Origin of the sequence: Lactobacillus sp., from assembly GCF_051873315.1 — a bacterium.
Taxonomy (GTDB): Bacteria; Bacillota; Bacilli; order Lactobacillales; family Lactobacillaceae; genus Lactobacillus.
Genome location: NZ_JBJEES010000112.1, coordinates 1 through 26,978 on the forward strand (window position 1 = coordinate 1; position 26,978 = coordinate 26,978).

General features: G+C 49.8%; 21 protein-coding genes, 1 pseudogene and 1 other annotated feature. Of the genes and pseudogenes, 14 read left to right on the forward strand and 8 right to left on the reverse strand.

Annotated elements, in window-relative coordinates; all coding sequences use genetic code 11:
* The first annotated feature begins 206 nt into the window (after positions 1-206).
* The 3 genes from rplK (at position 207) to ACI32D_RS06580 (ending at position 2,571) form a co-directional block, all read left to right on the forward strand.
* A complete protein-coding gene (gene rplK, locus ACI32D_RS06570) occupies positions 207-632 on the forward strand; it encodes a 50S ribosomal protein L11 (protein WP_002876501.1) in 426 nt (141 codons plus the stop codon).
* A gap of 83 nt (positions 633-715) precedes the next feature.
* Positions 716-1,411 carry a 50S ribosomal protein L1 gene (gene rplA, locus ACI32D_RS06575; protein ID WP_050890514.1) on the forward strand — a complete coding sequence of 232 codons (696 nt, stop codon included), beginning with the start codon at positions 716-718 and terminating at the stop codon, positions 1,409-1,411.
* A gap of 155 nt (positions 1,412-1,566) precedes the next feature.
* Positions 1,567-2,571 carry a glycosyltransferase family 2 protein gene (locus ACI32D_RS06580; protein WP_439775793.1) on the forward strand — a complete coding sequence of 335 codons (1,005 nt, stop codon included), beginning with the start codon at positions 1,567-1,569 and terminating at the stop codon, positions 2,569-2,571.
* 142 nt (positions 2,572-2,713) lie between these two features.
* Here the strand turns inward: ACI32D_RS06580 and ACI32D_RS06585 are convergent, their stop codons facing one another.
* Positions 2,714-3,964, reverse strand: a complete 1,251-nt coding sequence (locus tag ACI32D_RS06585; RefSeq protein ID WP_439775794.1) for an ammonium transporter — start codon at positions 3,962-3,964, stop codon at positions 2,714-2,716.
* Positions 3,965-4,187: 223 nt separating this feature from the next.
* Positions 4,188-4,589, reverse strand: coding sequence for a hypothetical protein (locus tag ACI32D_RS06590; RefSeq protein ID WP_439775795.1), 402 nt, complete (start codon positions 4,587-4,589; stop codon positions 4,188-4,190).
* A gap of 97 nt (positions 4,590-4,686) precedes the next feature.
* Positions 4,687-4,816, forward strand: a sequence feature (ribosomal protein L10 leader region).
* 33 nt (positions 4,817-4,849) lie between these two features.
* Between ACI32D_RS06590 and rplJ the strand changes: the two genes are divergently transcribed.
* The 3 genes from rplJ to ACI32D_RS06605 all read left to right on the forward strand — a co-directional run bounded on the left by rplJ (position 4,850) and on the right by ACI32D_RS06605 (position 7,716).
* Positions 4,850-5,359, forward strand: coding sequence for a 50S ribosomal protein L10 (gene rplJ, locus ACI32D_RS06595; RefSeq protein WP_439775796.1), 510 nt, complete (start codon positions 4,850-4,852; stop codon positions 5,357-5,359).
* Positions 5,360-5,411: 52 nt separating this feature from the next.
* Positions 5,412-5,777 (forward strand): 50S ribosomal protein L7/L12, encoded by a 366-nt coding sequence (gene rplL / locus ACI32D_RS06600; RefSeq protein WP_439775797.1) that lies wholly within the window; start codon positions 5,412-5,414, stop codon positions 5,775-5,777.
* A 313-nt stretch (positions 5,778-6,090) separates the two neighbouring features.
* On the forward strand, positions 6,091-7,716 hold the full coding sequence (locus ACI32D_RS06605) for a peptide ABC transporter substrate-binding protein (RefSeq protein WP_439775798.1): 1,626 nt from the start codon (positions 6,091-6,093) through the stop codon (positions 7,714-7,716).
* A 52-nt stretch (positions 7,717-7,768) separates the two neighbouring features.
* Here ACI32D_RS06605 and ACI32D_RS06610 read toward each other — a convergent pair whose 3' ends face one another.
* From ACI32D_RS06610 to ACI32D_RS06620, 3 genes are read right to left on the reverse strand one after another with little or no spacing between them, the layout of a single operon-like run.
* Positions 7,769-9,049 (reverse strand): iron reductase, encoded by a 1,281-nt coding sequence (locus tag ACI32D_RS06610; RefSeq protein WP_439775799.1) that lies wholly within the window; start codon positions 9,047-9,049, stop codon positions 7,769-7,771.
* Positions 9,033-9,815, reverse strand: coding sequence for an FAD:protein FMN transferase (locus ACI32D_RS06615; RefSeq protein WP_439775800.1), 783 nt, complete (start codon positions 9,813-9,815; stop codon positions 9,033-9,035). Before ACI32D_RS06615 ends, ACI32D_RS06610 begins: the two co-directional genes overlap by 17 nt.
* 8 nt (positions 9,816-9,823) lie before the next feature.
* Positions 9,824-10,303 carry an FMN-binding protein gene (locus tag ACI32D_RS06620; RefSeq protein ID WP_439775801.1) on the reverse strand — a complete coding sequence of 160 codons (480 nt, stop codon included), beginning with the start codon at positions 10,301-10,303 and terminating at the stop codon, positions 9,824-9,826.
* 205 nt (positions 10,304-10,508) lie between these two features.
* Here ACI32D_RS06620 and ACI32D_RS06625 point away from each other — a divergent pair, with 205 nt between their 5' ends.
* The 4 genes from ACI32D_RS06625 to ACI32D_RS06640 all read left to right on the forward strand — a co-directional run bounded on the left by ACI32D_RS06625 (position 10,509) and on the right by ACI32D_RS06640 (position 13,917).
* Positions 10,509-10,970, forward strand: coding sequence for an RpiB/LacA/LacB family sugar-phosphate isomerase (locus ACI32D_RS06625; RefSeq protein WP_439775802.1), 462 nt, complete (start codon positions 10,509-10,511; stop codon positions 10,968-10,970).
* Positions 10,971-11,123: 153 nt separating this feature from the next.
* Positions 11,124-11,396, forward strand: a complete 273-nt coding sequence (locus ACI32D_RS06630; protein ID WP_002876514.1) for an HU family DNA-binding protein — start codon at positions 11,124-11,126, stop codon at positions 11,394-11,396.
* 160 nt (positions 11,397-11,556) lie between these two features.
* Positions 11,557-12,684, forward strand: a complete 1,128-nt coding sequence (locus ACI32D_RS06635) for a serine hydrolase domain-containing protein (RefSeq protein ID WP_439775803.1) — start codon at positions 11,557-11,559, stop codon at positions 12,682-12,684.
* Between the two features lie 102 nt (positions 12,685-12,786).
* On the forward strand, positions 12,787-13,917 hold the full coding sequence (locus ACI32D_RS06640; RefSeq protein WP_439775804.1) for a serine hydrolase domain-containing protein: 1,131 nt from the start codon (positions 12,787-12,789) through the stop codon (positions 13,915-13,917).
* 108 nt (positions 13,918-14,025) lie between these two features.
* Here ACI32D_RS06640 and ACI32D_RS06645 read toward each other — a convergent pair whose 3' ends face one another.
* Positions 14,026-14,973: a glycoside hydrolase family 3 N-terminal domain-containing protein gene (locus ACI32D_RS06645; RefSeq protein WP_439775805.1), complete on the reverse strand. Its 948-nt coding sequence runs from the start codon at positions 14,971-14,973 to the stop codon at positions 14,026-14,028.
* Positions 14,974-15,220: 247 nt separating this feature from the next.
* Here ACI32D_RS06645 and ACI32D_RS06650 point away from each other — a divergent pair, with 247 nt between their 5' ends.
* Positions 15,221-18,799, forward strand: coding sequence for a glycosyl hydrolase 53 family protein (locus tag ACI32D_RS06650; RefSeq protein ID WP_439775806.1), 3,579 nt, complete (start codon positions 15,221-15,223; stop codon positions 18,797-18,799).
* A 135-nt stretch (positions 18,800-18,934) separates the two neighbouring features.
* Positions 18,935-22,444, forward strand: a complete 3,510-nt coding sequence (locus ACI32D_RS06655; protein WP_439775807.1) for a glycosyl hydrolase 53 family protein — start codon at positions 18,935-18,937, stop codon at positions 22,442-22,444.
* Positions 22,445-22,920: 476 nt separating this feature from the next.
* On the opposite strand, the gene ACI32D_RS06660 is transcribed toward ACI32D_RS06655, so the two are convergent.
* Both ACI32D_RS06660 and ACI32D_RS06665 read right to left on the reverse strand, forming a co-directional pair.
* Complete coding sequence (locus tag ACI32D_RS06660; RefSeq protein ID WP_439775808.1) at positions 22,921-24,105, reverse strand: SLAP domain-containing protein; 1,185 nt, start codon at positions 24,103-24,105, stop codon at positions 22,921-22,923.
* 128 nt (positions 24,106-24,233) lie between these two features.
* A complete protein-coding gene (locus ACI32D_RS06665) occupies positions 24,234-25,445 on the reverse strand; it encodes an SLAP domain-containing protein (RefSeq protein ID WP_439775809.1) in 1,212 nt (403 codons plus the stop codon).
* Between the two features lie 219 nt (positions 25,446-25,664).
* Between ACI32D_RS06665 and ACI32D_RS06670 the strand changes: the two genes are divergently transcribed.
* Together ACI32D_RS06670 and ACI32D_RS06675 are read left to right on the forward strand one after the other, a co-directional pair.
* A complete protein-coding gene (locus tag ACI32D_RS06670) occupies positions 25,665-25,943 on the forward strand; it encodes a hypothetical protein (protein WP_439775810.1) in 279 nt (92 codons plus the stop codon).
* A gap of 56 nt (positions 25,944-25,999) precedes the next feature.
* Positions 26,000-26,978: pseudogene (locus ACI32D_RS06675) on the forward strand (hypothetical protein); the annotation flags it as partial.

Sequence of the window (26,978 nt, forward strand, 5' to 3'; positions counted from 1 at the left end):
AGCTCTTCTTGACCATCGACATGTTTGGCCACGCTACTACGGCTGAACTGGACTTCGACCAAGTCAAGAAGATGGAAGACTAAAGAAAAAAGTCTTGCATTCTGCCGCTTTTCAGAGTACTATATTAAACGTACTTTATTATTGTGGGAGGAGAGTGTGGAAACTCTCCATTTTAACCGCATCACGGAATCAAGGAGGTTTTGACCGTGGCAAAGAAAGTTATTAACGTTGTTAAGTTACAAATTCCAGCTGGCGCTGCAACCCCTGCACCTCCAGTAGGTCCTGCTTTGGGTCAAGCAGGTATCAACATTGTTGGCTTTACAAAGGACTTCAATGCTCGTACTGCTGACCAAAAGGGCATGATCATCCCTGTAGTCATCACTGTTTACGAAGACCGTTCATTCGACTTCGTAACTAAGACTCCTCCAGCACCAGTCTTGTTGAAGCAAGCTGCTGGCATTCAAAAGGCTTCAGGCGAACCTAACAAGAACAAGGTTGGTTCAGTAACCACTGCTCAAGTTAAGGAAATCGCTGAAACTAAGATGAAGGACCTTAACGCTGCCTCAATCGAAGCTGCTATGCGCATGGTTGAAGGTACTGCTAGAAGTATGGGTATCGAAGTAAAGGACTAATTTGTTAATTTTTACCAATTAACAAGTCAGGTGGGAGAGCAAAGAGAAAGCTCGTTTGACCACACATACAAGGAGGATTTTTCATGCCAAAGCATGGTAAGAAATACGTAGAAGCTGCCAAGAAGGTTGACAGCAACAAGTTGTACTCAGTAGAAGACGCTATCAAGCTGGTTAAGGAAACTTCATACGCTAACTTTGACGCTTCCGTAGAAGTATCTTACAACCTGAGCGTTGACCCTAAGCAAGCTGACCAACAAATCCGTGGCTCAATCGTTTTGCCAAACGGTACTGGTAAGTCTGTAAAGGTTATCGTATTTGCTGAAGGCCCACAAGCTGAAGCAGCCAAGGCTGCCGGTGCTGACGAAGTCGGCGCAGACGACCTGGTAGAAAAGGTTCAAAACGGTTACCTGGACTTCGACGTTGTCATCGCTACTCCAATGATGATGGCTAAGGTTGGTCGTTTGGGTCGTGTGCTTGGGCCTAAGGGCTTGATGCCAAACCCTAAGACTGGTACTGTTACTATGGACACTGCCAAGGCTGTTCAAAACGTTAAGGCTGGTCAAGTAGAATACCGTGTCGACCGTCAAGCTTCAATCCACGCTGCTATCGGCAAGGTTTCATTCACTGAAGAACAATTGACTGAAAACTTCCGCGCTTTGCAAAACGCTATTTTGCGTGCAAAGCCAGCTTCAGCTAAGGGTCAATACATCAAGAGCTGCGCAGTTGCCGCAACCTTTGGCCCTGGGATCAAGTTGGACCCAATCGCTTTGATGGCCTAATTATCCCTAAGTTAAGCTCCTCGCCTTTTGGCGGGGAGTTTTTCTTTGCCCTAATCTTGCTTTAAGAAAATTTTAGTGCTGGAAAAGGCTTTCTTTTAAGAAATCTTGCTATACTAGTAGGGGACAAATAGCCGAACTGAAAGAAGTGTATCAAGGTGGAAAAATTATTAACTCTTATCGTTCCCTGCTACAACTCAGCTGAATACTTAAATCGCTGCGTCGACTCCCTTTTGCCGGGCGGTGACCGGGTGCAGATCATCCTGGTTGACGATGGGTCAACTGATGAAACCGGCCGGATGCTAGATGACTACCAAGCTAAATACTTAAACCTGGACCTGGAAGTCGTCCACCAGGAAAATGCCGGCCACGGCGGGGCCATCAACCACGGCCTGCGCCTGGCCAAGGGCAAGTACGTCAAGATCGTCGACAGCGACGACTGGCTGGACCAGGAGGCCTATCAAGAGGTGCTGGATTACCTGGAACAGAATCCGGAAGTCGACCTCTTTTTGGCCAACTATGTCTACGATAAGCCAGCTGTTGGCCGCCAGCGGGTGATCAAGTTCCCGCATCTGCCGGTCGGGCGGACCTTCTCCTGGGATGAGGTCAAGCTGCGGATGGGCCAGTACTTCATGCTCCACTCCGTCATCTACAACCGGAAAGTCCTGGAGCGGGCCAAGGTAACCCTACCAACTAAGGTATCATATGATGATAACATCTTTGTCTTTGAGCCGATGGTAGAGGTGCAGACCATGCGCTACCTGCCGGTCAACCTCTACCACTACTTTATCGGCAGAGACGACCAGTCAGTCAATGAAAAGGTGATGCTGAAGAAGATTGACCAGCAGATCTTGATCAACAAGCAGCTGATCGTCTTCTACGCTTCCCAGGTCAACAAGCGGGCGCCTTATGCCAGATACATGAAGTACTTCTTAGAGGCCGTCACGGGCGTAACCAGCGTTATCTTGATCCGGGGCAAGAAGAAGGAGTATATTGCCAAAAAAGACGAGCTCTGGCAGTTCTTGAAGACTTATGACCTGGAGACCTACAAGTCCTTTAAACGCCGGCTGGTGGGCCATTTCGTCTCAAGGGACGTTCTGCCTATGCGGCAGATGGTCAGCGGGGCCTACTTGCTCCTGCAGCGGCTGTATTCCTTTAACTAGTCAAAAAACAAAGCATGTAAAACGAAGAAAAAGCTTTGGCAGTTTGTTTGCCAAAGCTTTTTTGATTTGATAATAGGATAAAAGATGTGGATAAGATAAAAGTGAAATGATTTGATGAAATAGGATATTGAGAAAAATGCTGCTACTTGCCAAAGATAGCCTGACTTGCGCTGATCTGACAGTCGGCGAATTCCCCGTGCTCGCTGAGGTCCAGGCCGACTTCTTCGTCACGGGCGGAGACCCGCATGTTGACGAAGCGTTTCAAGACCAGGGTAATCAAGCTGACCATCAAGAGAGTAAAGACGATGGTGAAGAGGGTGCCGGCTGCCTGCTTAGCTAAAAGTTCCCAGCTGCCGCCGTAGAAGAGACCGCTGGCTGAAATCCCCGGGTCAACTTTTTGACTGGCAAAGAGGCCGACAGTCAAAGAACCAACGATGCCGGAGACACCGTGGCAGCCAAAGGCATCCAGAGGATCGTCAAAGCTGAGCCGCCCCTTGACCTGGCTGATGAAGAAGTAGCTGGCCAGACTGCAGAGAATGCCGGTAAAGAGGGCACCGGCGCAGGTCTCATAGCCAGCCCCCGGCGTGATGCCGACTAACCCGCAGAGGGTACCGGTGCAGATCCCATCCAGGCTGGCCTTGCCGCTGAATGCTTCTTCCAGCAAAAGCCAGGTCATCATGGAAGCAGCGGCGGCAACCGTGCTGGTTAAGCAGGCCGTCAAAGCCGTTTGGTTCATGCCGAAGGCGCTGCCGGCGTTGAAGCCGTACCAGCCCAGCCAGAGGATGGCAGTCCCCAAAAGGACCCAAGGCAGGCTGTAAGGACGGGTCTGCTTTTGGTAGCGGGGCCCTAAGAAGATGGACAAGACCAAGGCGGTGATGCCGGCGTTGATGTGAACGACCGTGCCGCCGGCAAAGTCCAGGATCCCCCAGCCGGCCAAAAGCCCGCCATTGCCCCAGACCATGTGGACCAGGGGGTAGTAGACCAGGATGGACCAGAAGAAGACGAAGACCAAAAGGAAGTTGAACCGCATCCGGCCCACCGTGGCCCCGACGAAGAGGGCGGGGGTGATGATGGCAAACATCATTTCAAAAAGCAGGTAGCTGGCTGCTGTAATTCCCTGGTCTTTTAAAACAACCTTGGTCAAGTCGCTGCCGGAGAGGAAGATGTGCTGGACTTTGCCAAAAATCCCGGCTACGTTGCCGTTGAAGCAAAGCTCATAGCCAAAGGCCACGAATAAGACGATGGCTAAAGCACAGATGATGAAGACCGAGAGCATGGTGTTGACTACGTTTTTCTTGGAGACCAGGCCCCCGTAGAAAAAGGCCAGGCCCGGGGTCATCATCAAGACCAGGACGGCGGCGATAATTAAGAAGACGGTGTTTGCTGTGTTCATCCTTTTTTCCTTTCTGCTTCTATTTCTATACCAATTGCTTGCTAAGATTTATGCTCTTAGTTATACCATGAAGGTTCTTTTTGTAAAACTCTAGACCAATTTAGAAAGAGAAGAAATATACTGAAAAAAGTTGAAAAAGGGGCAAAAAAAGAGCCTGCTTTTTCAAAAGGCAGGCTGCAAGCGTTTGCTAGTTTATTTTGTTAAAAAATACTAAAAAACAGACTTAATTTTTATCATCAAAACCGGTCTCGTCCCGGCGCTTGACGTGGAAGTTCTTGTCGTTGGCTTGTTCAGGCACGATGAATGAGCAGAGCAAGAAGAGGATGAAGCCACCCCAGCCCAGGCCGTTAATGCCTAGCTTATAGCCAGTCAAGGTCAAAATGACGCCCAAGAGGAGCAGACACCAGGCGATCCAGGAGAGGATCTGCCAGTTCCTGCTCAGCTTCTTGTTTTCAGATTCGATGTCCAGGAAGCCGCGGACAATGAAGTAGGCGCTGATGATGAGGAATAAGACGTCTAAAGCGATGCTGGCGGCGGAATGGTCCTTGAACATGCTGAAGACAGCCAGGGTGCCGGAAATGCCGGCTAAGAAGAAGTAGAAAATGTCGATCAGTTTACTCTTCAAAATTGTACCTCCTAAAAGTCATTACAGTAGATTTTAGCAGATTTTTGCAAAAAGTGGCGAAAAAGGTTTGACAGATCTTGTTTCAAATGGTAATCTAGATAAAGTAAATTTCTAACCTAAGACGTGGGTGGCGTAAAGCCTCAATACAATCCCGCCGAGGCCAGAAGATAATGAAGATTATTAAACTCTCCATGTCTTTCTTGGCATGGAGTTTTTTAGGCCTTGTAGAATTTTACAAAATTTTATGGAGGTGAATAATTTTGAGTCAAGCTATTATCGCTGCTAAGGCTAAATTCGTTGAAGAATTTGCAGAAGAACTTAAGTCAGCTAAGTCCATCGTAGTTATCAACTACCTTGGTTTGACTGTTGACGAAGTTACTGCGTTCCGTGCAGAATTGCGTGAAAGCAACGCCAAGATGAAGGTTGTCAAGAACACTTACCTTCGTCGTGCTGCTGCTCAAGCCGGCTTGGAAGATTTGGCACCTGTATTCGTTGGCCCATCAGCTGTGATCTACACTGATGATGAAGACAACGTTACTGCACCTGCCCGGATCGCTGCTGACTACGCTAAGAAGTTCGACGTTGTTGAAATTAAGGGTGGTGCACTTGAAGGTCAAGTTGCTACCAAGGAACAAGTCGAAGAACTGGCTGCAATTCCAAATCGCGAAGGTCTGCTTTCAATGCTTCTTTCTGTATTGCAAGCACCTGTACGCAACTTTGCATACGTTGTTAAGGCTGTCGCTGAATCAAAGGAAGAATCAGCTGAATAGTCTGGTCATTTTAAACTAGATATTAAATTCCATATTTTCGGAGGATATTACAATGGCTTTGGATACTGCTAACATCATTGAACAATTGAAGGGTGCTTCAATTCTTGAATTGAACGACCTGGTACACGCTATCGAAGAAGAATTCGGCGTTACTGCTGCTGCTCCTGTAGCTGCTGCTGGTGCCGCTGGTGCTGCTGAAGAAGCTAAGTCAAGCTTCGACGTTGAATTGACTTCAGCAGGTACTGAAAAGGTTAAGGTTATCAAGATCGTTAAGGAAGTTACTGGCGCAAGCTTGCTGGACGCTAAGAAGACTGTTGACGGTGCTCCAGTTGTTCTTAAGGAAGGCTTGTCAGAAGACGAAGCTAACGAACTTAAGGCTAAGCTTGAAGAAGTTGGCGCAACTGTTACCCTTAAATAATTACGGCCCTCGGGCATTAATTATTAACGAAGAACGCGTTTGTGGACATCCACAGGCGCGTTTTTTGTTTGCTTTATTTCAGCCTTTTTTGCTAAAAAATTATTTTTTCACAAAAAGATGCTTGCATTTTCCGTTCTAACTGATAGAATGAAAAATAACTTAAAACTTAATTTATACCTCAATAAAAGGAGCGTGACAAGCGATGAATCAGGAGAGAAACTACAGGCGACATGCAGATTTAGGAATAATGGCAGTAGTGCTGGTTCATCGCGCGCCCTTGAACCAGTCTGGTTTGATTTGAGGCAAAAAGTAAATGAAAAAGAGCAAAATTATCCTGGGCGGCCTGGCCGTCATGACGTCGACACTTTTGGCTGCCTGCGGGACGAGTTCCAGCAAGACCGCGGCCAATCAAAAGCTGAACTGGATGGAAGAGGCGGAACTGTCCACCATTGACGTGTCCAAGATCATGGACGACGTTTCTTTCAACCAGGTCAACCAAGTCATGGAGGGCCTTTACACCCTGGGCAACAATGCCAAGGTTAAAAACGCCCTGGCAACCAAGGCAACCGTTTCTAAAGACGGCAAGACCTGGACCTTCAATATCCGCAAGAATGCTAAATGGTCCAACGGCCAGGCCTTGACCGCCAAGGACTTCGTCTACTCCTGGAAGCGGACGGTTGACCCGAAGACCGCGTCAGAATACTCCTATCTTTTTTCTGGGATCAAAAACGCTGACGCGATCGTGGCCGGTAAGAAAAAAGCTTCCACCCTTGGCATCAAAGCCGTGGGCAAGTACAAGCTGGTCGTTAATTTAGAGCGGAAGATCCCATACTTTAAGCTCTTGATGGCCTTCCCGCTTTTCTTCCCGCAAAATGAACAAGCAGTCAAGAAGTACGGATCCAAGTACGGGACCGCTTCTAAATACATGGTCTACAACGGCCCATTCGTTCACAAGGGCTGGTCTGGCTCCAACCTCTCTTGGAAGCTGGTCAAAAACAAGTACTACTGGGATAAGAAGAATGTCAAGCTGACCCAGATCAACTACTCTGTCCAAAAGTCCCCGTCAACAGCCTACAACCTCTACCAGGCAGGAAAATTGGACGGGACCATCCTGGACGCCCAGGCCTCCAAGCAATTGACCAAGTCCAAGGGCTACACGATCAGAAAAGTGGCCAACACCCAGTACCTCCAGTTCAACTTGAAGAAGTACAGCAAGTTTGCCAGCACCAACCTCCGCCGAGGGATCTCCATGGCCATCAACCGCTCCAGCCTGTCCAAGACTCTAGGGGCCACCTACAAGGCAGCGATGACCTTTACTTCCAGCGGCTTGACCACTGTTAGTGGCGAGGATTTCACCAAGCTGGCAGAAAGCAGCGAAGCTAAAAAGTACACCAGCTACAACAAAAAGCTGGCCAAGCAGTACTTTGAAAAGGGCTTGAAGGAAGAGGGCTTGAGCAAACTGTCCTTCACTCTGTTAGCTTCTGACGATGATACTTCCAAGAAACTGGCTGAATTTGTCCAAAGCCAATTGGAAACTGCTTTTGGAAGCAAGATCACTGTCAAGGTGCAGAGCATCCCTTCCAAGACCAAGCTCAACCGGGTCCTGGCCGGCAACTTTGAATGCACCCTGTCTGGCTGGATCGCCGACTACGCTGACCCGATCTCCTTCCTTGACTGTGAAACGACCGGTAACTCCTACAATTACGGCAAGTGGAGCAATAAGGAATACGACAAGCTGATCGCGGCATCTAAGACCAGCTCCGGGACAGCCCGCATGAAGCTTTTGGCCAAGGCTGAAAACGTCTTGATGGTCAACCAGGGGGTAACTCCGCTGACTCAAGCCAACAAGGCCTGGATGATCAAGAGCAAGGTCAAGGGCATTATCTACAACAGTGCCGGTGTCTGCTACAACTTCAAGTACGCCTACATCGCTAATTAAGCACATAGAAAAAGTGAGACCGCTTGGTCTCACTTTTTGTTTGGCTTATTTTCTACCAGTCGAATTCTTCATAATAGATCTGCCCAGCAGGCAGGCCCGCTTCTTTTAAAAGCTTGATCCAGTGGTCGGCCATGACCTGGGGACCGCCGATTAGAACCTGGAGGCCTGAAAAATCTTCAGGCAGGGAATCCAAAATTTCCTCGTCTTTAAAGCGGCCTACCTGGCAGCGGCTCTGGAAATTTTCCCGGCTGTTCCAGTAGTAGAATTTTTCCTCATAGATCAAGGATTCCTTGGTATGGGCATTGTAAAAAACTTTAGTGGGCAAGTCTGGATTGCCGTCAATCACCGACAAGAGGGGGACAACCCCGATTCCGCCAGCGATCAGCAAGAGCTGGTCCGGCTTGGCCTCGGCAATGGCTTCCTGGTAGCGGCCAAAGCTGGGACTGAGGCGGGCTCTGACTGGTGGCTTGAGCTCTTGCAATTGTCTGGTGAAGTCACCGTCGCCTCTGATGGCCAGCACAACCTGTTTCTCTTCTTTAGGGAGGTTGACGAAGGAGAAGGGGTGGGGTTCTTCCAGGCCTTTTTCTTCTGGAAAAGAGAGGAAGACGAAGTCGCCTGGTTCAAAGCTAGTCAAATTCTGGTCAGTCTTTAAAGTCAGTTCCAGGACATTGTCAGCGATCAAGCGGCTGTCAAGGAGTTCCGCGTTGCTTTTTCCCCGGCTTTTGGCCAGGCTGATGAAATAGCTGGCAAAAACGAAGACAGTGGCCATCCAGATCCAGGCCATGAAGGGGGTAATGGCCCGGATATAAGGGATCAGCTGGATGTGGATAAAGACCAGCAAGACGGCCAGCAGGTTTAACCGGTGCAGCCAAATGGAAAGCTCGTGCTTGAAGACTTTTTCCTCCAGGACCTGCTTGATTTTTGCCAAAAATGGGGCCCGCTTGGTCAGCCAGCCGGCCATGAAGACCATGGAATAAACCGCCAGGCCCAAGAAGAGGTAGAAGGCGATATTGCCAGTCTGCTTGATAAGGCCAGCTGAAGGTGACCCTTGCATATGCAGCCAGGCTAAAAGGATGGCGCCCAGGCTCATGATGCCATGGATCATGTAGACCTTTGGCAGGCCGATCAAGCGGTCAAGCCAGCGCGGGAGAGTAGAGAGGTAAATGGCCAATAGCAGCCAGACATAGGCGATGGTCCCGGCCATGATGGGCAGCTTTTGCGGATAATAGATGGCCGGCAGGCCAGCTTCCAGGGTCTGGATGAAGGGCAAAGGGAGGATAAAAATCGCCGCCGCCCATAAGACGCCCAAGGTGTAGTCATGCTTTTTGAACATATTGAAGTTCTCCTTCTGTAAACAGGGCCAGCTGGCCGTCTTTTCTGGCGTATAAGCCGCTGAGCCTTCTTTGGGCAATCTGCTCCTTAAGGGCGTCTTCGCCCATGGCCAGGCCGGCCGTTGCCCAGATGTCAGCAAAAGTTAAGTCTGGAGCAAGAACCGTGACCTGGCTGAGGTCGGCAGGTCCGGTTAAAGTCACGTGCTGGCCGCGGTAGGCATAGCCCGAACTTGCCAAGGCCTGGCTGGCCAAATCATAAATGGCTAAAAGCAGGCGGGGCTGGGCCGGGTTCTCAATGCCGGTTTTCCAGCGGAAGTCCCCCTTGGTCCAGGCCTGCAGGTCCCCGCCGCCGTTGATGCAAAGGCCGGTGACTTCGGGAAAAGCCGCCAGGGGCATAAGGCAGGAGGCAAAGATTTTTTCCACTGCCCAGCCCTTGACCAGGCCGGTGGGGTTGAATTTGCCGGCAAAATAAGGGTCAAAGGCGCCAGCCGTTTCTTCTTTAGCTAAAAGGGCAGCCGCGTAGACCTCTTGAAATTCAGTATTGGCCAAGAGGATGCTTTCATCGCCTTCAGCAAAGCGGCTGACTAAGGAGTCCGGCAAAAAGGCGGAAAAATCAGCTTCGATTCTTTTTAATTCTGCATGAATTTTGTTGCAGGAGTTTGAAAAAGCCTGGGTCAAGTCCGGGGATGCCTCTCCTTGAACAGCAACGGAAACAGTGAAAGGAATGGTCATGGCTTCCACTGTTTGGTTAAGGCAGGTTACAGTCATGATCGCCACTAGCTTTCTTTTGCCTGGGTGATGGCGTTTTGCAGGGACTGGGTGAAGCCCTCATAGGTGACGGTAGCCCCGGAAACCTGCTGGATGTCAGCGCTCTGGGCCGCGATGGCCTCTTTTTTATAGACAGGCAGGGCCTGGTCGTTGATCTGCTGGGAATGGTCGTTGTCTGACGGGTACTTTAAGACATTGACCGTGGTGATTTTTCCCCCGCTGACCTTGATCTGGACTTGGACCTCGCCCCACTGGGTGCTGACGCTTTTACCGCTATAGGTTCCGTCTTTTAAGCCGCTGGACGTGAATGAACTTGAAGAAGATGAAGTTGATGAAGCAGATGAAGCAGCAGTGCTTGTGCTGGATGAAGCTGTAGACGCAGTAGAATTGGCTTGGTCAGCTTTTAAAAATAAGAGATAGCCGTCGATGGCGATAGCGATGGTTGTTCCGACGGCGAGTACACTCGTGATAACTTTTCTGGCAGACATTGTAGTCCCTCCTTGCCATAAAATACTTTCCTTGATATTAATAAGATTCTATCCGGATAATTAGAAACAAATATGGCAAGAAATTGATCAAAATGCATGAACTTATTTAAAAAAGGCTAAAATTTACGCGCAACTTTCCCCTTTCTTTGAAAATGGTAGAATAGAGGCGAAAGAGTTTTTTATTGAAATAGAAGAAGGCATAAAAATGAAGATTGCAATGGCAAATGACCACGCCGGCACCCGCTTGAAGAACGAAATCAAGGCCTACCTCGAAGAAAATGGCTATGAAGTAGTTGACTTCGGGACTGATAATGAAGAATCCTGCGACCTGTCAGACTTCGTCTACCCAGCTAGCCTGGCTGTAGCCAAGGGCGAATGCGACCGGGGCATTTTCGTTGACGGGGTTGGCTATGGCAGCGCCTTGATCGCCAACAAGATCAACGGCATCTACGCCGCGGTCTGCCAGGATCCTTTCTGCGCCAAGCTTGCCCGCCAGCACACCGACTCCAACGTCCTTTGTTTAGGGGCTAAGATCATCGGTGATATGATGGCCGGCGAAATCGTCAAGACCTGGCTGACCACGGATCCTTTGATGGAAGAAAAGTACCGCCGGCGGGTGGACAAGGTCAAGGCCATCAACGACAAGCACTGCGTGCCAGTGAAATAGGAATATTACACTAAAACGTTTTTGTAATTTTGGTATTTTTTCTCAGCTATTTCAGAGAAAGGCTGTTGCGGCGGCAAAGTTTTGCTATAATTAAGCATATGATTAAGCTTCGGCATTTTGCTGGGCCTTTTAATAGAAAGATGAGGAAACAAGATGAACAAGACTGAACTTGTCTCAGTTGTAAGTGAAAAGACTGAATTCAGCAAGAAGGAATCTGCTCAAATCGTTGACGCTTTGTTTGCATCAATCGAAGAAGCACTTGCTAAGGGCGAAAAGGTACAATTGATCGGCTTTGGGACTTTTGAAGTTCGTGAACGCGCTGCTCGGAAGGGCCGCAACCCGCAAACTGGCGCTGAAATCGAAATTCCTGCAAGCAAGGTTCCAGCCTTCAAGCCAGGCAAGGCCTTGAAGGATGCCGTTAAGTAAATCTTGAACACTTCTAAATGACCATCGGTTGCTTCCGGTGGTCTTTTTTTGCGGGAAAAAATCCTGTAATTAAAACGTAACACTGCTTCCCTTGTTTTTAGAAAATATTAGGGCTAACATAATTTGTGGTTATATTTATGATGAGAAAGGGAAAAACAGTTTGAATTTTAAAGATCTTTTTTTGAAAAAATCAGCAAAAGCAGCCGGCAAATTGGCTTTAGCTGCCAGCCTCCTGCTTCCGGCTTTAGCGCCAGCTACGGTTCATGCGGAAGCAACTAAGAGCGACGTCAACCGGGTGATGCGGGACAATCACCTGGCCGGGTCAGTCCTTTTGGTCCAAAACGGCAGCGTTAAGACCGTCAACTATGGTTATGCCTGGTTTGGCCGGCGGATGAAGAACGGCGCTTACAATGTGACTTATCCAGCCGCCTCCTTGCAAAAGGTAGTGACTGGGGCCATGCTGGTGCAGATCATGAACGAAAAGAAGCACACCAAGCAAAGTTTCAGCCAGTACACCAAGATTTCCCGCTGGTATCCTAAGCTGAAAAATGCCCGCTATGTGACGGTCGGCAACCTGCTGACGCAAACGAGCGGCTACCGGGCGCCTGGCTCTGAAAGCAACCGGGGCCGGAACTTGTCTGAAAGCAAGGCCATCGACTGGGTGACCCAGAAGATCAATGGCAGCTGGCAATACAAGATCGGAAGCTTCAACTACAACAATGCCAACTACATTTTGTTGGTGGGCATCATCCGCAAACTGACCGGCCACACTTACGCCTACAACTTCAACCGCCGGATTGTCCGTCCCTTGGGCTTAGCCCACACCAGCCTCAGACACGACATTCCTTGGACCCGCAGCCAGGCGGTATCTTATGCTTACCTTTGGCAGAGAAAGTACCAAAGACCGGTTTCCCTGCCAAAGTCCGTGGCTTCTCAGATCCCAGGTGCCGGCAACATGTGCACCACGCCGGTTGAATATTACGAAATCATGCTGGCCCTGCAGAACGGGGCAATTTTGAACCAGAGTGACTTCAACTATCTGACTCACCTTAAGGCCAGAAAGACTACCTACAGCGGCGGCATGTACATGAAGCGTAGCAGCAAGCTCAAGTCCGCCTTTGGCTCAATTCGGGAGGAACACTACGGAACTTATGTCCAGCTGACGGCTGACAACAGAAACGGAATCATCATGTTCGTCAACGAGCGCAGCCAGACTGAGCAGCAGATCAAGGGCCTGGCCTTTGGCCTGCTGCAGAAGATCCAGCCGGGAACTTTCAGTTTGAATTAGTGAGCAATTTTTTAATTTTTTAAAAAAGTAATAACTTTCCTGCCTTTTTGCCGGAATGGCCGTATAATGTTCTTAATGTATCCAAGGGAGGAAAGATTGCTGTTGTTTAAAAAGGGAAGAAAGATCATCACTTCACTGCTGCTTGCCGGGATTTGCGCCGGTGCCTGCGTCGCCGCCTGGCCGGAGGAAACCGCGCCAGACCAGGTCACGGCAGCTGACATGCATGTTTTTGTCGAGAAGCTCTTCAAGAAGAAGCATGTGGCTGGCAGCGTGGCCGTGATCAAGAATGGACACGTCCAGGTTGTCAACTACGGACTGGCTGACGCTAAAAAGAAGATCAAAAATGGGGACCGCCAGGTCGTCTACCCGGCAGCTTCCATGCAAAAGGAAGTAACCGGCGCTATGGTCATGCAGCTGATGGAGGAAAAAAAGGGCAGTTCAAGTGCTTTTAGCCAAAACACGAAGATCTCCCGCTGGTACCCGGCTTTGAAGAACGCCAAGAAGATCAGCGTGGGCAATCTGCTTTCCCATACTTCAGGTTTGCAGATCCCAGATGTAGAAGTTGACCGCCATATCAACTACAGTGAAGACCAAGCTGTAAAATGGATCGTGACCCGGGCCAACCAATTGCCGCAAGACAAGGTGGGCAGCTACCACTACAGCGACGTCAACTACATTTTGCTGGCGGGCATTATCAAGAAGGTCAGCCATAAGTCATATGCCTGGAACTTTAAGAAGCGGGTAGTCCAGCGGCTGGGTCTGACGTCAACTTATGTAAGCAGCCAGCTGCCTAAGAATAAAAAGCTGGCCGTATCTTACAGATATCAGCATGGCAAGAACTACCAGCAGGCGGCAGTTTTGGAAAAGACCCGCCTGTCCCAGCTGGTTGGGGCCGGAAACATGCTGACGACGGCTGGCGACTACTATCTGATTCAAGAGGCTTTGGGGACGGGGCAATTCCTGTCACCAAGCGCCTTTCACCAGCTGACCCACCTCAAGAGCAAGATCAATCGCTACAGCGGCGGGGTCTACCTCAAGAAGGGGGAGAAGGTCAAGCTGGCCTACGGGGCTATCGGCAGCGCCCACTATGCTGCCTACTTCCAGCTGACGGCTGACAACAAGAACGGGATCATCCTGCTTCTGAACCAGCGCAGCTTTGGCGAAGACAAGGTCAAGGACGTTGGCTACCAGATCTTGAAAGAGATCATGTTTGATACTTTCTCTAAGACTTAAACAAAGTAAAAAATAGACAATAAAATTGCAAGATAAAAAGGCAGATCAAGCGATCTGCCTTTTTTGTCGTTAATTGATACATGTTAAAGAATTTTTGTAAAAAGGATCCTAAAGAGAATAATCGTCCTGCAGGGTCTGGACCCGGACCAGGGCGTCTTTGATCCGCTCTTCCGGCAATTCGCCGCTTTCTGCAGCTGCTTCTAAGATTGGCAAGTTTTCCAATCTGCCGCCTAAGAGAAGGTCGGCTCCGGCCTTTAAGGCCAAAAGCTCCGGGCAGCCGCTTTCATGTGCTGCCGCCATGGCTAAGTCGTCGGTGATGGCCACACCGGAATAGTGAAGCTCTTGCTTGAGCAGGCGGTAGATTTCCGGGGAAAGGGATGCAGGGCCAGCGCTATAGCAGGCAACTTCCAAGTGGGCCACCATGATGGTCGGCACGCCAGCCGTGATCGCTGCTTTAAAGGGCAAAAGGTCCAGCTGGGCCTCTTTAAGGCTTCTATGGTCTTTAGCCGGAGCCTGGTGGGTGTCGCCGGCATCCCCGTAGCCAGGGAAGTGCTTGGCGCAGGAGGCGATCCCCAGCTGCCGGTAAAGCTTGACAAAGGCCGCGATTGCCGGCCCGGTTTCTTCAGCTCCCAGCTGCAGGGTCCGGCTGTAGATAAAGCTGGCGGGATCAAGGGCAAGGTCAGCCACCGGAGCAAAGTTTAAGTTGATGCCTAAGTTTTTTAATTCCAGGGCGGTCTTTCTGCTTTCGGTTAAGAAAAAGTCGGCGCCCTTTTGCAAAAGCTCAGCCTGGCTGGGATAGGACCGGCTTGGGTAAAGAGCAGACAAGCGGCTGACCAAGCCGCCTTCCTGGTCAATGGCAAGCAGCAGACCCGGCCGGGCCTGCCGGTAGGCGGCCAGCCGCTCTTTGACGGCTTTTTCGCTTAGCCCTGCCAGGTCTTTGGCAAAAAGGAGAAGGCCGGCTGGCTGGTAATGGTCCAAAAGGCGGAGGTTTTCAGTAAAATCGCCAGTGCTGTCGATCAGGAAAAGACTGGCCAGTTTTTGATTGAGTGAGGACATGATGCACCTGCTTTCTAAGTTCAGTTAGGGTTAAAGCAAAATGAATTTTTCGCGAATTTTACAAAGTCTCTATAAATAATATTATTGGCTCTTTTTTACACACAAGCAAGGCAAAAGGGCTAAGAATGGCTTTTTTAACGTTTGCATTACAAGCGGCCAGTTTCCAGAAAAAAGCTGAACAAATTAATTGAAAACGGTATAATGATCTAAGATAGAATTTTAATGGAAAAAATTGGGAAGGACCTCTATGAAAAAGAGACGAATCAAGCATTTTAAGAGCAAGAAAATCGTAGCGGCCAATCTGGCCCTGTTAGCCACGGCAACTGGCTTGGCCTATGCCAACCCAGCCAAGGCTGACGTAACTGACAGCCAGGACCAACAGACGGCCAATGCCCAAGCGGCTCAAACTGAGCAAAAGCAAGCCGTCCAAAGTACTGACACCCAAGCAGCGCAAACAACTGACACTAAAACTGCTGATGCGACTGCTAACACTGCAGCAACTGATAGCAAGACTGCCGCAGATACTGCAAATACGGCAAAGACTGCTGCTACCACCACTGCAGATACTGCCAAGAAGACTACCGCAGCTACTACCACTACTAAGACGGCAGCTGCGGGCGCTGTGCAGACCAAGACCAGCGCGGTAACGGCGACTAAGGCGGCAACTACTACCACGGCTACGGCTACTAAGAGCGCCTTTAAGACGACCAACGGCAAGACTTCTTACTATGACGCCAATGGCCAGGTAGTCAAGAATCAGGTCTTCACGGTCAGTGGCAAGCAATACTACGCTGACGCTAATGGCCAGATTGCCAAGAGCACGACCAAGAAGGTTAACGGGATTACTGCTACTTTTGACAAGACTGGTGCTATCAGCAATGGCTTGGACTTTGGCCAATTGCTCCGCGACCAAATCGAATTTTCAGCCGCAAGCAAGCTGAAGAAGTCAGTCAAGTATGACTGGACTGAAACTAAGAACAAGTACCAGGAATCAGCTACCCATGAAATGGCCCAGCTCCTGGCCCAAGGTGACGTCAAGAACAACAATGACTTGATCGCTACTTTAATGGAAAACAACTCTTCCATGTCCGGCAAGGTCTTGGCCAGCTTGACCTTGAACATCGGCCAAAGCGGCGCTACCGCCAGCCAAGTAGCTGCAACCCTGGTTTCCAAGCTGGGCACGGCTGATGCTACTGGCAGCGTGATCGGGGCCGGCTACTACAACGGTGTAGCTGCTGCCTTGATCTACAAGGTTGAAGAAGTGAAGAAGGCGGCAGAAGCTGTCTCCAAGATTGACCCAAGCGTCAGCGCTGTTTACAGCGACGCTGGCAAGGTAACCAACCCGGTTACCACTAAGATGAGCGATGAAGACGCCAAGACTTTGACTGACGGCGTTTCATCAGCTCTGTTGACTGGCAAGGCTGGCACGGCCATCAGTCAAGAGGTCCTGCAAACTATCTTTGCCGGCCTGGCTGGGGATGCAACTGCCTTTGAAGGCAGCAGCCTGTACTATGACGCGAATGGCAAGGCCTACCACTACCAATACTGGCTCAGCGGCAAGGACAGCGCTGAGAAGCTGGCCAACTTCCTCAAGGCCAACGCTGGCGTTAAGTACGGTGATGCCTTGAAGGCTGTCTACACGGCTACTTTGATTGCCGGCGCGGGCACTAATACTGACGCAGTGGATGAAACGCCAACCAGCAAGAAGACGGCTGACGAAATTACCGCTGCCTACCAGACCGGGTCTGAAACCGGCCTTAAGTACGAAAGCGTCAAGGTGGAAAAAATCCCTGGCATGACTGATGACATGATCCGTGGGGTTGATATCTCAACTTACCAGTCTTTGGTCAACGCTGGCGTTAAGTTTTACGACTTTGAGGGCAAAGAAGCCAGCTTGATCAAGGTTCTGGCTGACGCCGGGGTCAACTGGGTCCGCCTGCGGATCTGGAACGACCCATACAATGCTGACGGCATGGGTTACGGCGGTGGTAACACTGATGAAGCCAGCGTGATCAAGATGGCCAGCGAAGCCAAGAAGTACGGGATGAAGGTTCTTTTGGACTTCCACTACTCCGACTTCTGGGTTGACCCGGCCAAGCAGATCCTGCCAAAGGCCTGGAAGGACCTGTCAGTCAATGCCTTAAACGAATCAATCAAGCTTTACACTGAAAAGGTCCTCACAGACCTGCGCGAAGCCGGTGCCAGTGCTGACATGGTGCAAGTCGGCAACGAAATCACCAACGGGGCCTTTGGCCTGTACACTGACCGTGACCACGGCGGCAACTGGGAAACTTTGTGGAAGAGCGCCAACGGTGACCAGGTAGCTGAATACCTGGCAACCGCGGCCAAGGCGGTCAGAAATGCTGCTCCTCAGGCTAAGATTGCCCTGCAGCTGGAAACGCCAAACATCTACAAGTACCGGACTATCATGACTGTCTTCAAGAAGCACGGGATCGACTACGACTATCTGGGGACTTCTTACTACCCATTCTGGTCAACCGGCAACGACAACGGCACTTACAAGGGCCAAAGCCTGGGCAAGGGTGCCAACACGCCGAACAACCTGCTGGCTGTTGAAAAGATGGCCAAGGAAGAATTCGGCAAGACGACGGTCATTCTGGAAACTGGCTGGCTGAACAACATGAATGACTCAGATGGTACTGGCAACTCAATCGGGCAAATGCCGACCATGCCAGATGGCGTTTCCTACACGGCTGATCCGCAAGGGCAAGTCAACGCGATGGCTGATATGTACAAGGCCATCATTGCTGGCGGCAGCGTTGGTGCCTTCTACTGGGAACCAGCCCAAATCGCGGTTAAGGCCGGCTGGAACAACTGGAACTACAACAAGGAAATGTCCAATGTCTACGGGACTGGCTGGGCTTCTAAGTACGCGATCGGCTATGCTCCTGAAAACGTAATGTACTACGAGGGCAAGGAAACTTGGGGTGGCTCAACTTGGGACAACGTGGCCCTCTTTGATGACCATGGCTACCCGCTCCAATCCTTGATGATGTACAAGGGCTTCCTGACTGGCTATGAATCAGCTGAAAACACTGCTTCCGCTGTTACGCCGAAACTGGCAGCTCTTTACGGGGCAGATCAATCAAGCCTTAAGGCCGAAAATCAGTTGCAGGTCGGCCAAGACTTGACTTTGACCAATTACCTGGATTCATCTGTTTCCAAGTACTTGAACGGGATCAAGGGGACCAAGATCAGCGAAACTTCTCTGAAGGCCCTCTACTCGGGCCTCACTGATGGTCTGAAGAGCGACCAGTTCAAGGACGCTGCCGGCAACAACTACCACTACGAATACTGGCTGCAAGGAAATACGTCTGCTGAAAAGCTGGCCAACTTCCTTAAGGCCAACGAAGGCGCAACTTACGGCAGCCCAATCACGGTCAACTACACGGCAACCTTGGTCAAGGACGAAAAGGTGATCGAAAAGGCAACTTCAACTGTTGAAGCAACTGCTACGACTGTTTGGGGCCTGGACAATGTCACCATCGACGGCCCAATGACTGTGGGGCAAAAGCTGTCAGCTGAAGACACTTCTTTGATCGAAAAGGCAGCTGCTCAATACCTGACTGGTGAAAAGGGGACGGAAATCTCTGCCGATAACTTTGCCAAAATTGCTGAAGCCGTAAATACTGGCATTGCTTCAAGCAAGGAATACCAAGTCAAGTTTACTGACGCAACCAGTGTCTACCACTACGTCTACTACCTTGATGGTAATGACTTAGCAGCTTTGAACAAGGGGGCTAAGTACGGCGATCCAATCAAGATCAACGTTTCTGCTTCCTTGAAGTGGGTCAAGAACCTGTAAGCCAAGCAATTTAACAAAGAATGCTCAACAATTTCTGTTGGGCATTTTTTGAGAGAACCGAAGAAACAGAAGAAAAGCAAGAAAAAGAAAATACAATTCAATTGCATTAAGAGGAATTTAAAGAGGAATAAGCTTATGAAGAAGAGACGGATTAAGCACTTCAAGTCTAATAAGAGTTTGACAGCTGCCGGCGTAGCCCTGCTGGCTACTGGCCTGGCTGTCGGCAGCGCTAGCAGCGTAAAGGCGGACACGGCCACTGATAAGAACGAGCAGACTGCTGTTGTTCAGGACCAACAGGCTGAAAGCCTTGCTGCAGCTAAGTCCACGGTTGAAAACAAGTCAACTGATACCACTGCTGCGACTAGTAATGCAGTAAGTGAAAACAAGACTACTGCTGCTACTACAACAACTACAGCGACTACGACAACTAATCCAACTAATACTGCTACAAACACTACAGCTAAGCCTGCTGCTACTGCTCCAGCAACTAACACGGCCAGCAAGGCAGTCCAGGCAACGGCTCAAAAGGCAGTTACGGCTACTGCTCAGCCAACCAAGAATGCCTTTAAGACGACTTCTGGCGTTACCAACTACTACGACGCTAATGGCCAGGTAGTTAAGAACCAGTTCATCAAGGTTAACGGCAAGCAATATTACGCTGACGCGACAGGCAAGATTGCCAAAAACACCAGCAAGACCTTAAATGGGATCAAGGTTTCCTTTGACAAGGATGGCTCTGTGAAAAATGGCATGGACCACGCCCAGCTTTTGCGGGATCAAACTGAATTCCTGACTGCAGTCAAGCTGAAGAATGGGGTCAAGTATGACTGGACTGAATCCAAGAACGGCTACCAGGAATCTGCTGTTCACGAAATGGCTCAGCTCCTGGCCCAGGGCGATGTCAAGGAAGACAAGACTGTCATCGCTTCCTTGATGGAAAAGAACAGTTCTATGCAGGGCAAGGTTCTGGCAACTTTGAAGACTGATGTCTCCAAGAACAATGAAACTGCTGCCCAGTTCGTCAGTGACTTGCTCAGACAGCTGGGGACGACCAGCGCCGCTGGCAGCGTGGTTGGGGCCGGCTACTACAACGGCACTTTGGCCGGCTTGATCTACAAGGTTGAAGCAGTAACCCAGCCTGCTCAAGCATCATCCACTCTTGCTCCATCCGTGACTAAGGTTTACGGCCAGGACAAGGTTAGCGTCAAGAACGGTTTAAAGGACGGCCAGGCCTTTACGGCTGACGAAAGCAAAAAGCTGCTTGCCAATATCTCTTCCTCACTTTTGTCTGGCCCGGTTGGAACTGAAATCAGCCAGGATGTTTTGACGGCAATTGAAGCAGGCCTGGGCGGCGACGATACGGCTTACGTTGGCACGACCGACTACAGCGATGAAGCTGGTAAGACCTACCACTATGCCTACTGGCTGGAAGGGGCAGACAGCGCCGCTAAATTAGCCAACTTCCTGGCTCTGAACAAGGGAGTTAAGTACGGAGACGCCATCAAGGCCAACTTCACCGCGACCCTGACTGAAGGGGCCGGCAATAACAATGAAGCAGTGGATGAAACGCCAACCAGCAAGAAGACGGCTGATGAAATTACCGCTGCCTACCAAAACGGGACTGAAACTGGCCTCAAGTACGAAAGCGTCAAGGTGGAAAAGATCCCAGGCATGACTGACGACATGGCCCGCGGGGTAGACGTGTCAACCTACCAGGCCATGCTTAAAGCCGGCGTGAAGTACTATGACTTTAACGGCAAAGAAGCTGACTTGTTCGATGTTTTGAAGGAAGCCGGGGTCAACTGGGTCCGCCTGCGTTTATGGAACAACCCTTACAACGCTGACGGCCAGGGCTACGGCGGCGGTAACACCGACGAAGAAAGCCTGATCAAGACTGCCTTGCAGGCTAAGAAGTACGGGATGAAGGTTCTCTTGGACTTCCACTATTCTGACTTCTGGGCTGACCCGGCCAAGCAGCTTCTGCCTAAGTCCTGGAAGAACCTGTCCAGTGCTGAATTGAATGAAGCTATTTCCCTTTACACCAAGAAGGTCTTGACCGATATGGAAAAGGCCGGGGTGGCTCCAGCCATGGTCCAGATCGGTAATGAAATCACCAAGGGGACCTTCGGCTATGATGCCGACCAATTGACCGGCGGCGACTGGAACAAGCTCTGGCAGAGCGACTACGGGACAACCGTTGCCCGCTACCTGGCTACCGCTGCTAAGGCGGTCAGAACTGCCAACAAGGACGCCAAGATCGCCGTTCAATTTGAATCACCAGACGTCAACCGCTACCGGATGATCATGACTGTCTTGAAGAACAACGGCGTTGACTATGACTACCTGGGGACTTCCTACTACCCATTCTGGGGCAGCTCCAACAACAACCCAGACAACCTGCTGAAGGTGCAGCAGATGGCCCAAAAGGAATTCGGCAAGCGGGTCGTCGTCATGGAAACCAGCTGGCTGAACAATGTTAATGACTCAGACGGTACTAACAACAACATCGGCTATGCGCCAAGCGACTACGCGGTTGGCCCGCAAGGTCAGGTCGATGAAGTAACTGCCCTCTACAAGTCCTTGGTTGCTGGCGGCGGTGTTGGTGCCTTCTACTGGGAACCAGCTCAAATCGCGGTCAGAGCTGGCTGGAACAGCTGGAACTACAACAAGCAGCTGGTTAACGTCTACGGGACTGGCTGGGCTTCCAAGTACGCCATCGGTTACGCTCCAGACAATGAAATGCACTACAATGGCAAGGAAACCTGGGGCGGGTCTACTTGGGACAACATGACTCTCTTTGATGACCATGGCTACCCACTTCAATCTCTGATGTTTTACAAGGGGATGCTGGAAGGTTACCAGTCAGCTGAAAATACGGCTTCTGCTGTTACGCCAAAATTGGCTGCTCTTTACGGGGCTGATCAATCAAGCCTTAAGACCGAAAACCAGTTGCAGGTGGGACAAGACTTAACTTTGACTAACTACCTGGATAAGACTGTTTCCAAGTACTTGAACGGGGTCAAGGGGACCAAGATCAGTGAAGCTTCTTTGAAGGAAATCTTCTCAGGCCTTACTGACAGCCTCAAGAGCGACCAGTTCAAGGACGCTGCCGGCAACAACTACCACTACGAATACTGGCTGCAAGGAAATACGTCTGCTGAAAAGCTGGCCAACTTCCTTAAGGCCAACGAAGGCGCAACTTACGGCAGCCCAATCACGGTCAACTACACGGCAACCTTGGTCAAGGACGAAAAGGTGATCGAAAAGGCAACTTCAACTGTTGAAGCAACTGCTACGACTGTTTGGGGCCTGGACAATGTCACCATCGACGGCCCAATGACTGTGGGGCAAAAGCTGTCAGCTGAAGACACTTCTTTGATCGAAAAGGCAGCTGCTCAATACCTGACTGGTGAAAAGGGGACGGAAATCTCTGCCGATAACTTTGCCAAAATTGCTGAAGCCGTAAATACTGGCATTGCTTCAAGCAAGGAATACCAAGTCAAGTTTACTGACGCAACCAGTGTCTATCACTATGTCTACTACCTTGATGGAGCGGACTTAGCAGCTTTGAACAAGGGTGTCAAGTACGGTGATCCAATCAAGATCAATGTTTCTGCTTCTTTGAAGTGGGTCAAGAACCTGTAAGAGCTAGTAAAAAGTAATATAAGCGCAAGAAAGCCCTGGCGATTGCCAGGGCTTTTTGCCATCGAGATGGAGGTTTGTGTGTTGTGAAAAAATAAGAAATTTAATGCAATGCTGGCTAAAGCGGTGTACCAGCGATTAGATAGAATTCAAATTCAAGGGAAAAAGGAAGTGTCACGATTGCTTAATTATGCCGCTGGTGGGCAGGTACTACTGCCAGTTGGCGGCGTGAGCGTCTGTAGCGGGTAAAGGCAAACAGGGCCAATGAAATCGTGAGTAATTGGGTAAACAGTTTCAGCATAGTTTTTGCCTCCTTTGCTTAGTCGCAAGTTCTTTTGAACTTGTACTGTAAGGATAACGGGCAAGCGTGGTCATTTGATGAACAGCTTGCTAAAAAAAGCTGTGGAAATGCTAAAGAAAAACTAAACGGCAGATCTTTATTGACCTGCCGTTTTTGTCTTTTTTTGCTAAGTTAGCTCTTACTGAAAGCTAGACTTAGTCACATATTGGCCGACGCCGACGATGTAGTACTTCTTGCCCTTGATTGACACGGCGTTGCCGTAAGTCTGCTTTTGGCTGTATTTCTTCAATACATAATTCTTGTAGCGGACAGCCTTGCCCTTGGACTTCTTGTAGATATAAGCGTTCTTCTTCAAGGTCCGGGTAGTCCCGTCAACGTTTGAAGCAGAGATGAAGGAGTTGTAGCCGGTTTGGTAATACTTCTTATTCTTAATAGTCGTCCGGCCGAAGGTCAGGATTTTCTTGCCTTCAGCGACAGAAGAAGTTGTCTTCTTCAAGTCTTTGCTGTAAACGGCAGAGCTGTGCATGACCGTGATGTAGCGGCCGTCAGCTTTCAAAGCACTAATGTACTGGTCAGTGCCCAGCTTATAGTACTTTTCCCCGCCTAAGATGGCGTAGGCGTAAGCGTAGACCTTTTGGCCCTTCTTGTAGCTGACATCTGTCTTTTCCAGGCTCTGGGTGTAAACATCAGCCGCGTTTTTCAAAGTGATGTAGCGGCCGTCAACGTCGGATGACTGAACATACTTGTTAGCAGTCTTGGAGATCTTATAGTACTTGACGTTTCCCCGGGTCAAAGTCCCGTAAGTGGTGATGCTTGTGCCAGCCTTGATGGCCTTGTCCTTGGTCTTCGCGCCATTTCTGTCGTAAACCGCCGCGGTCCGCTTGACGACTTTTTTAACCGTAGCGGAAGTCTCAGTAACCGTCTCGAAGGCTGAGCCAGGCAGGTCGCCAAAAGTGATGTTGCAGTATGATGGATCGCCGTTGACGTTGATATTTGCGTTTTGCAGGCCGTTCTTGTAGGCAGAGCCGTCAAAGGTTAAGGTCTTCGTCTCACCAATCGCAACTTCATCATTGACCTGGACATAGTATTCGCCCTCGTCGTCAATATTATCTACGTCAATCGACACGGAAGCAATTTTATGGTTCTTGATCGTTACTGTGGCTGAAGGGAAAAAGTTGGAAGGAACATCAATGTTGTTGCCCAGGTTCTCTACAGTGACCATTACCGTGTAGCTGCCATCCTTGTATTCTGTGCTGGTCTTGGTCTTACTTGCTGCCTGGATTGGAGCTGCCTGTGGAATCACGGACAAGGTGGCCGTGGCCAGTGACAGGGCAGTCACGATGGATTTGCTTAGCTTTTTCATGCTTGAATCTTGTCTCCTAATTTATTGAACAATCTATTCTGGATATTAATTTATTATCGTCCTTCTCAAATTAAAAAACAATAAAAAAAGATTCTGCAAAAGCAGAACCTTTTTTAGTATATTCAATTTTAGCGGAAGTTGGACTTAACCACGTATTGGCCAACTGAGATGATGTAGTACTTCTTGCCCTTGATGGTTACGGCGCTGCCGTAAGTCTTGCGGTGGCTGTTCTTCTTCAAGACGTACTTCTTGTAGCGAACTGCCTTGCCCTTGGACTTCTTGTAGATGTAGGCATTCTTCTTCAAAGTCCGGGTCGTGCCGTCAACGTTGGAAGCAACGATGAACTTGTTTTGACCAACTTGGTAGTACTTCTTCTTGTTGCTCAAAGTCGTCCGGCCGAAGGTCAAGATCTTCTTGCCTTCACCATATGAAGAGCCAGTCTTCTTCAAGTCCTTGCTGTAAACAGCCGCACCGTGCTTGACAGTGATGTAGCGGCCGTCAGCGTTCAAAGCGCTGATGTACTTGTTAGTTCCAAGCTTGTAGTACTTTTCCCCGCCCAAGATAGCGTAGGCGTAAGCGTAAACCTTCTTGCCCTTCTTGTAGCTGGTCTTGGTCTTCTTCAAGTCCTTGGTGTAAACGGCAGCAGCGTTCTTTAAAGTAATGTAGCGGCCGTCAACGTTGGAAGCCTTGATATACTTGTTTCCAGTCTTGGAAACCTTGTAGTACTTAGTAGTGCCCCGGGTCAAAGTGCCGTAAGTAGTAATAGTCTTGCCGGCCTTGATTGACTTGTACTTGGTCTTAGCACCGTCACGGTTGTAAACGGCTGAGGTCTTTTGTACCTTCTTCTTGACCACTGCTGAGGTTTCAGTAACGGTTACAGTTGCTGAACTTGGCAAAGCGCTGAAGACAACGTCAGCGCTGAACTTGCTGCCGTTGACCGTGAAAGTGGCGGTCTTAGTGCTGGTTTGGTAAGCACCGGCCGCGAAGGTGTAAGTTACGCTGCCATCCTTGCCAGTGCTGGTCTTAGCCTTGGAACCGTTGATGGTCAGGTCGCTGTAGACCGGGCTGTCCTTGGCCAGGGTGAAGGACACTGAAGAAATCTTCTTGCTCTTGATCGTGACCTTAGCAGCGGCTGCCGTCAAAAAGCTGGCTTCAGTTGAATAAACCTTGCTGCCGCTGTCGTAGAAGCTGGCGGCTACAGTATAGCTGCCATTTACGTATTCCTTGCTGGTCTTGGTCTGAGTAGCTGCCTGGGCCGGAGCGGCTGCTTGCGGAATTACTGACAGGGTTGCGGTTGCCAGTGACAAGGCAGTCACGACAGACTTAGTTAATTTTCTCATTTTGCCTCCTAAGAATTCATGAAATATTCTTTGCACACTAGTTTATTATCGCCCTTATTTTATTAAAAAACAATAGAGCGCTTACCAAAAACTAGGTAAAAAGTGATATTAATTGAGCTGGCCGGTCAATGGTGCTAAAATCAAGCTAGAAAGTGAATATTAAGATAAGAATTCAGTGATTTGCTGTTTTACTTCTGAAAAGAGTAAGGGGGCGTGGCAATGACAAAGAGTCAAGCTAACAAGGCTTACCGCCGGGCACGCCGCAGCCGTCTGCTGGTTTGTCCGAGCGGCAAGCGGGCCTTTAAGACGAAGTTCGATGCCGATCTGTTTCTTTATAAAGAAGAAGTGACCGTTCACCTTCGCGAAATCAACCATGAACACTGGCGGCCGATGCCGATTCGGGCTTACCGGTGCCCTTATTGCAAGAATTATCACGTAACTTCAATGTCGCTGGAGCGCTATGAGCAGCTGCACGGCAAAGAACGGGAGCGGACCTGATGGCCCGCTTTTTTCTTGCTTTTTGCTAAAATATTGGTAAAAGACTGGAGGAAAAAATGAGCCAACTCAATTCATACTTTTACGATATCGAATCTTTGACCAATGCCTTTACCCTGTCTTGCTACCGGCCAGACGACCAGCGGGTCGACATTTATTATATAGTCGATGATCCTGCTTTAAATGACGAAGACAGCCTGGACTTTAAGAAGGCTGCTGCCCAGCGGATCCGGGAGAAGAACCAGAATTTTAAAGGAGAGATCTACTACTACAATCTCCGGACAAGCTCAGCTGCCGCTCGCCTGGCCCAGACCTTTGGCGTCTCAGATGCCCAGTATGTCAATGATCCCCAAGCCCCGTCCTCTTTTCCGGACCAGTTCCGCCCGGTCTGCGATACGGATGAGGGTTACCAGGAAGAAAAGGCGCCGTATTTAATGGGCTACAACTCCAGCAACTATGACTTGACCATGCTGGCTTATTACTTCACCAGAGCCTGGCAGCCTGGCGAAAACGGCAAGCGGGACAGATTTTCAGCCGTGACGGCCAGGGAGATGCGAGACTTTAACGATGAGCTCTTCAGCCGCTATATTGGCAACATGCGCCTGCGCCTCTGGCAGGATAAGACCATGGGCTTAGTTGCCAAAAATTTCCAAATGTCCGGCCGCCACATCGATGTGGCCCAGCTCAATGAGCGGCAAAGACGGGTTGGCCTCAAGCGGCTTTTGGGGATGTTGGGCTGGCAGATTCTGGAAAGTGACAAGTTAAAGCCTGGCCAGGACTACTTGACCAGTCCCGAAGAACTGGCAGATCTCATTGCCTACAATGTCTCTGACGTGGTCAACCTGAAGGAGCTTTTCTGCCATCCTTACTACCAAGGGCAGTTTATTTTGAAAAAGGGCCTCCTGGGTCAGTACCCGGACTTGATCTACCAAGAAGACGGAAGCAGCTACAAGCCTAAAATCGGCCCAGAATTTGTCAGAAAAGACCGCTTGACCATTGATTCTACTTCCGCCAACTTTGCCCGCCGGACTATTTGCC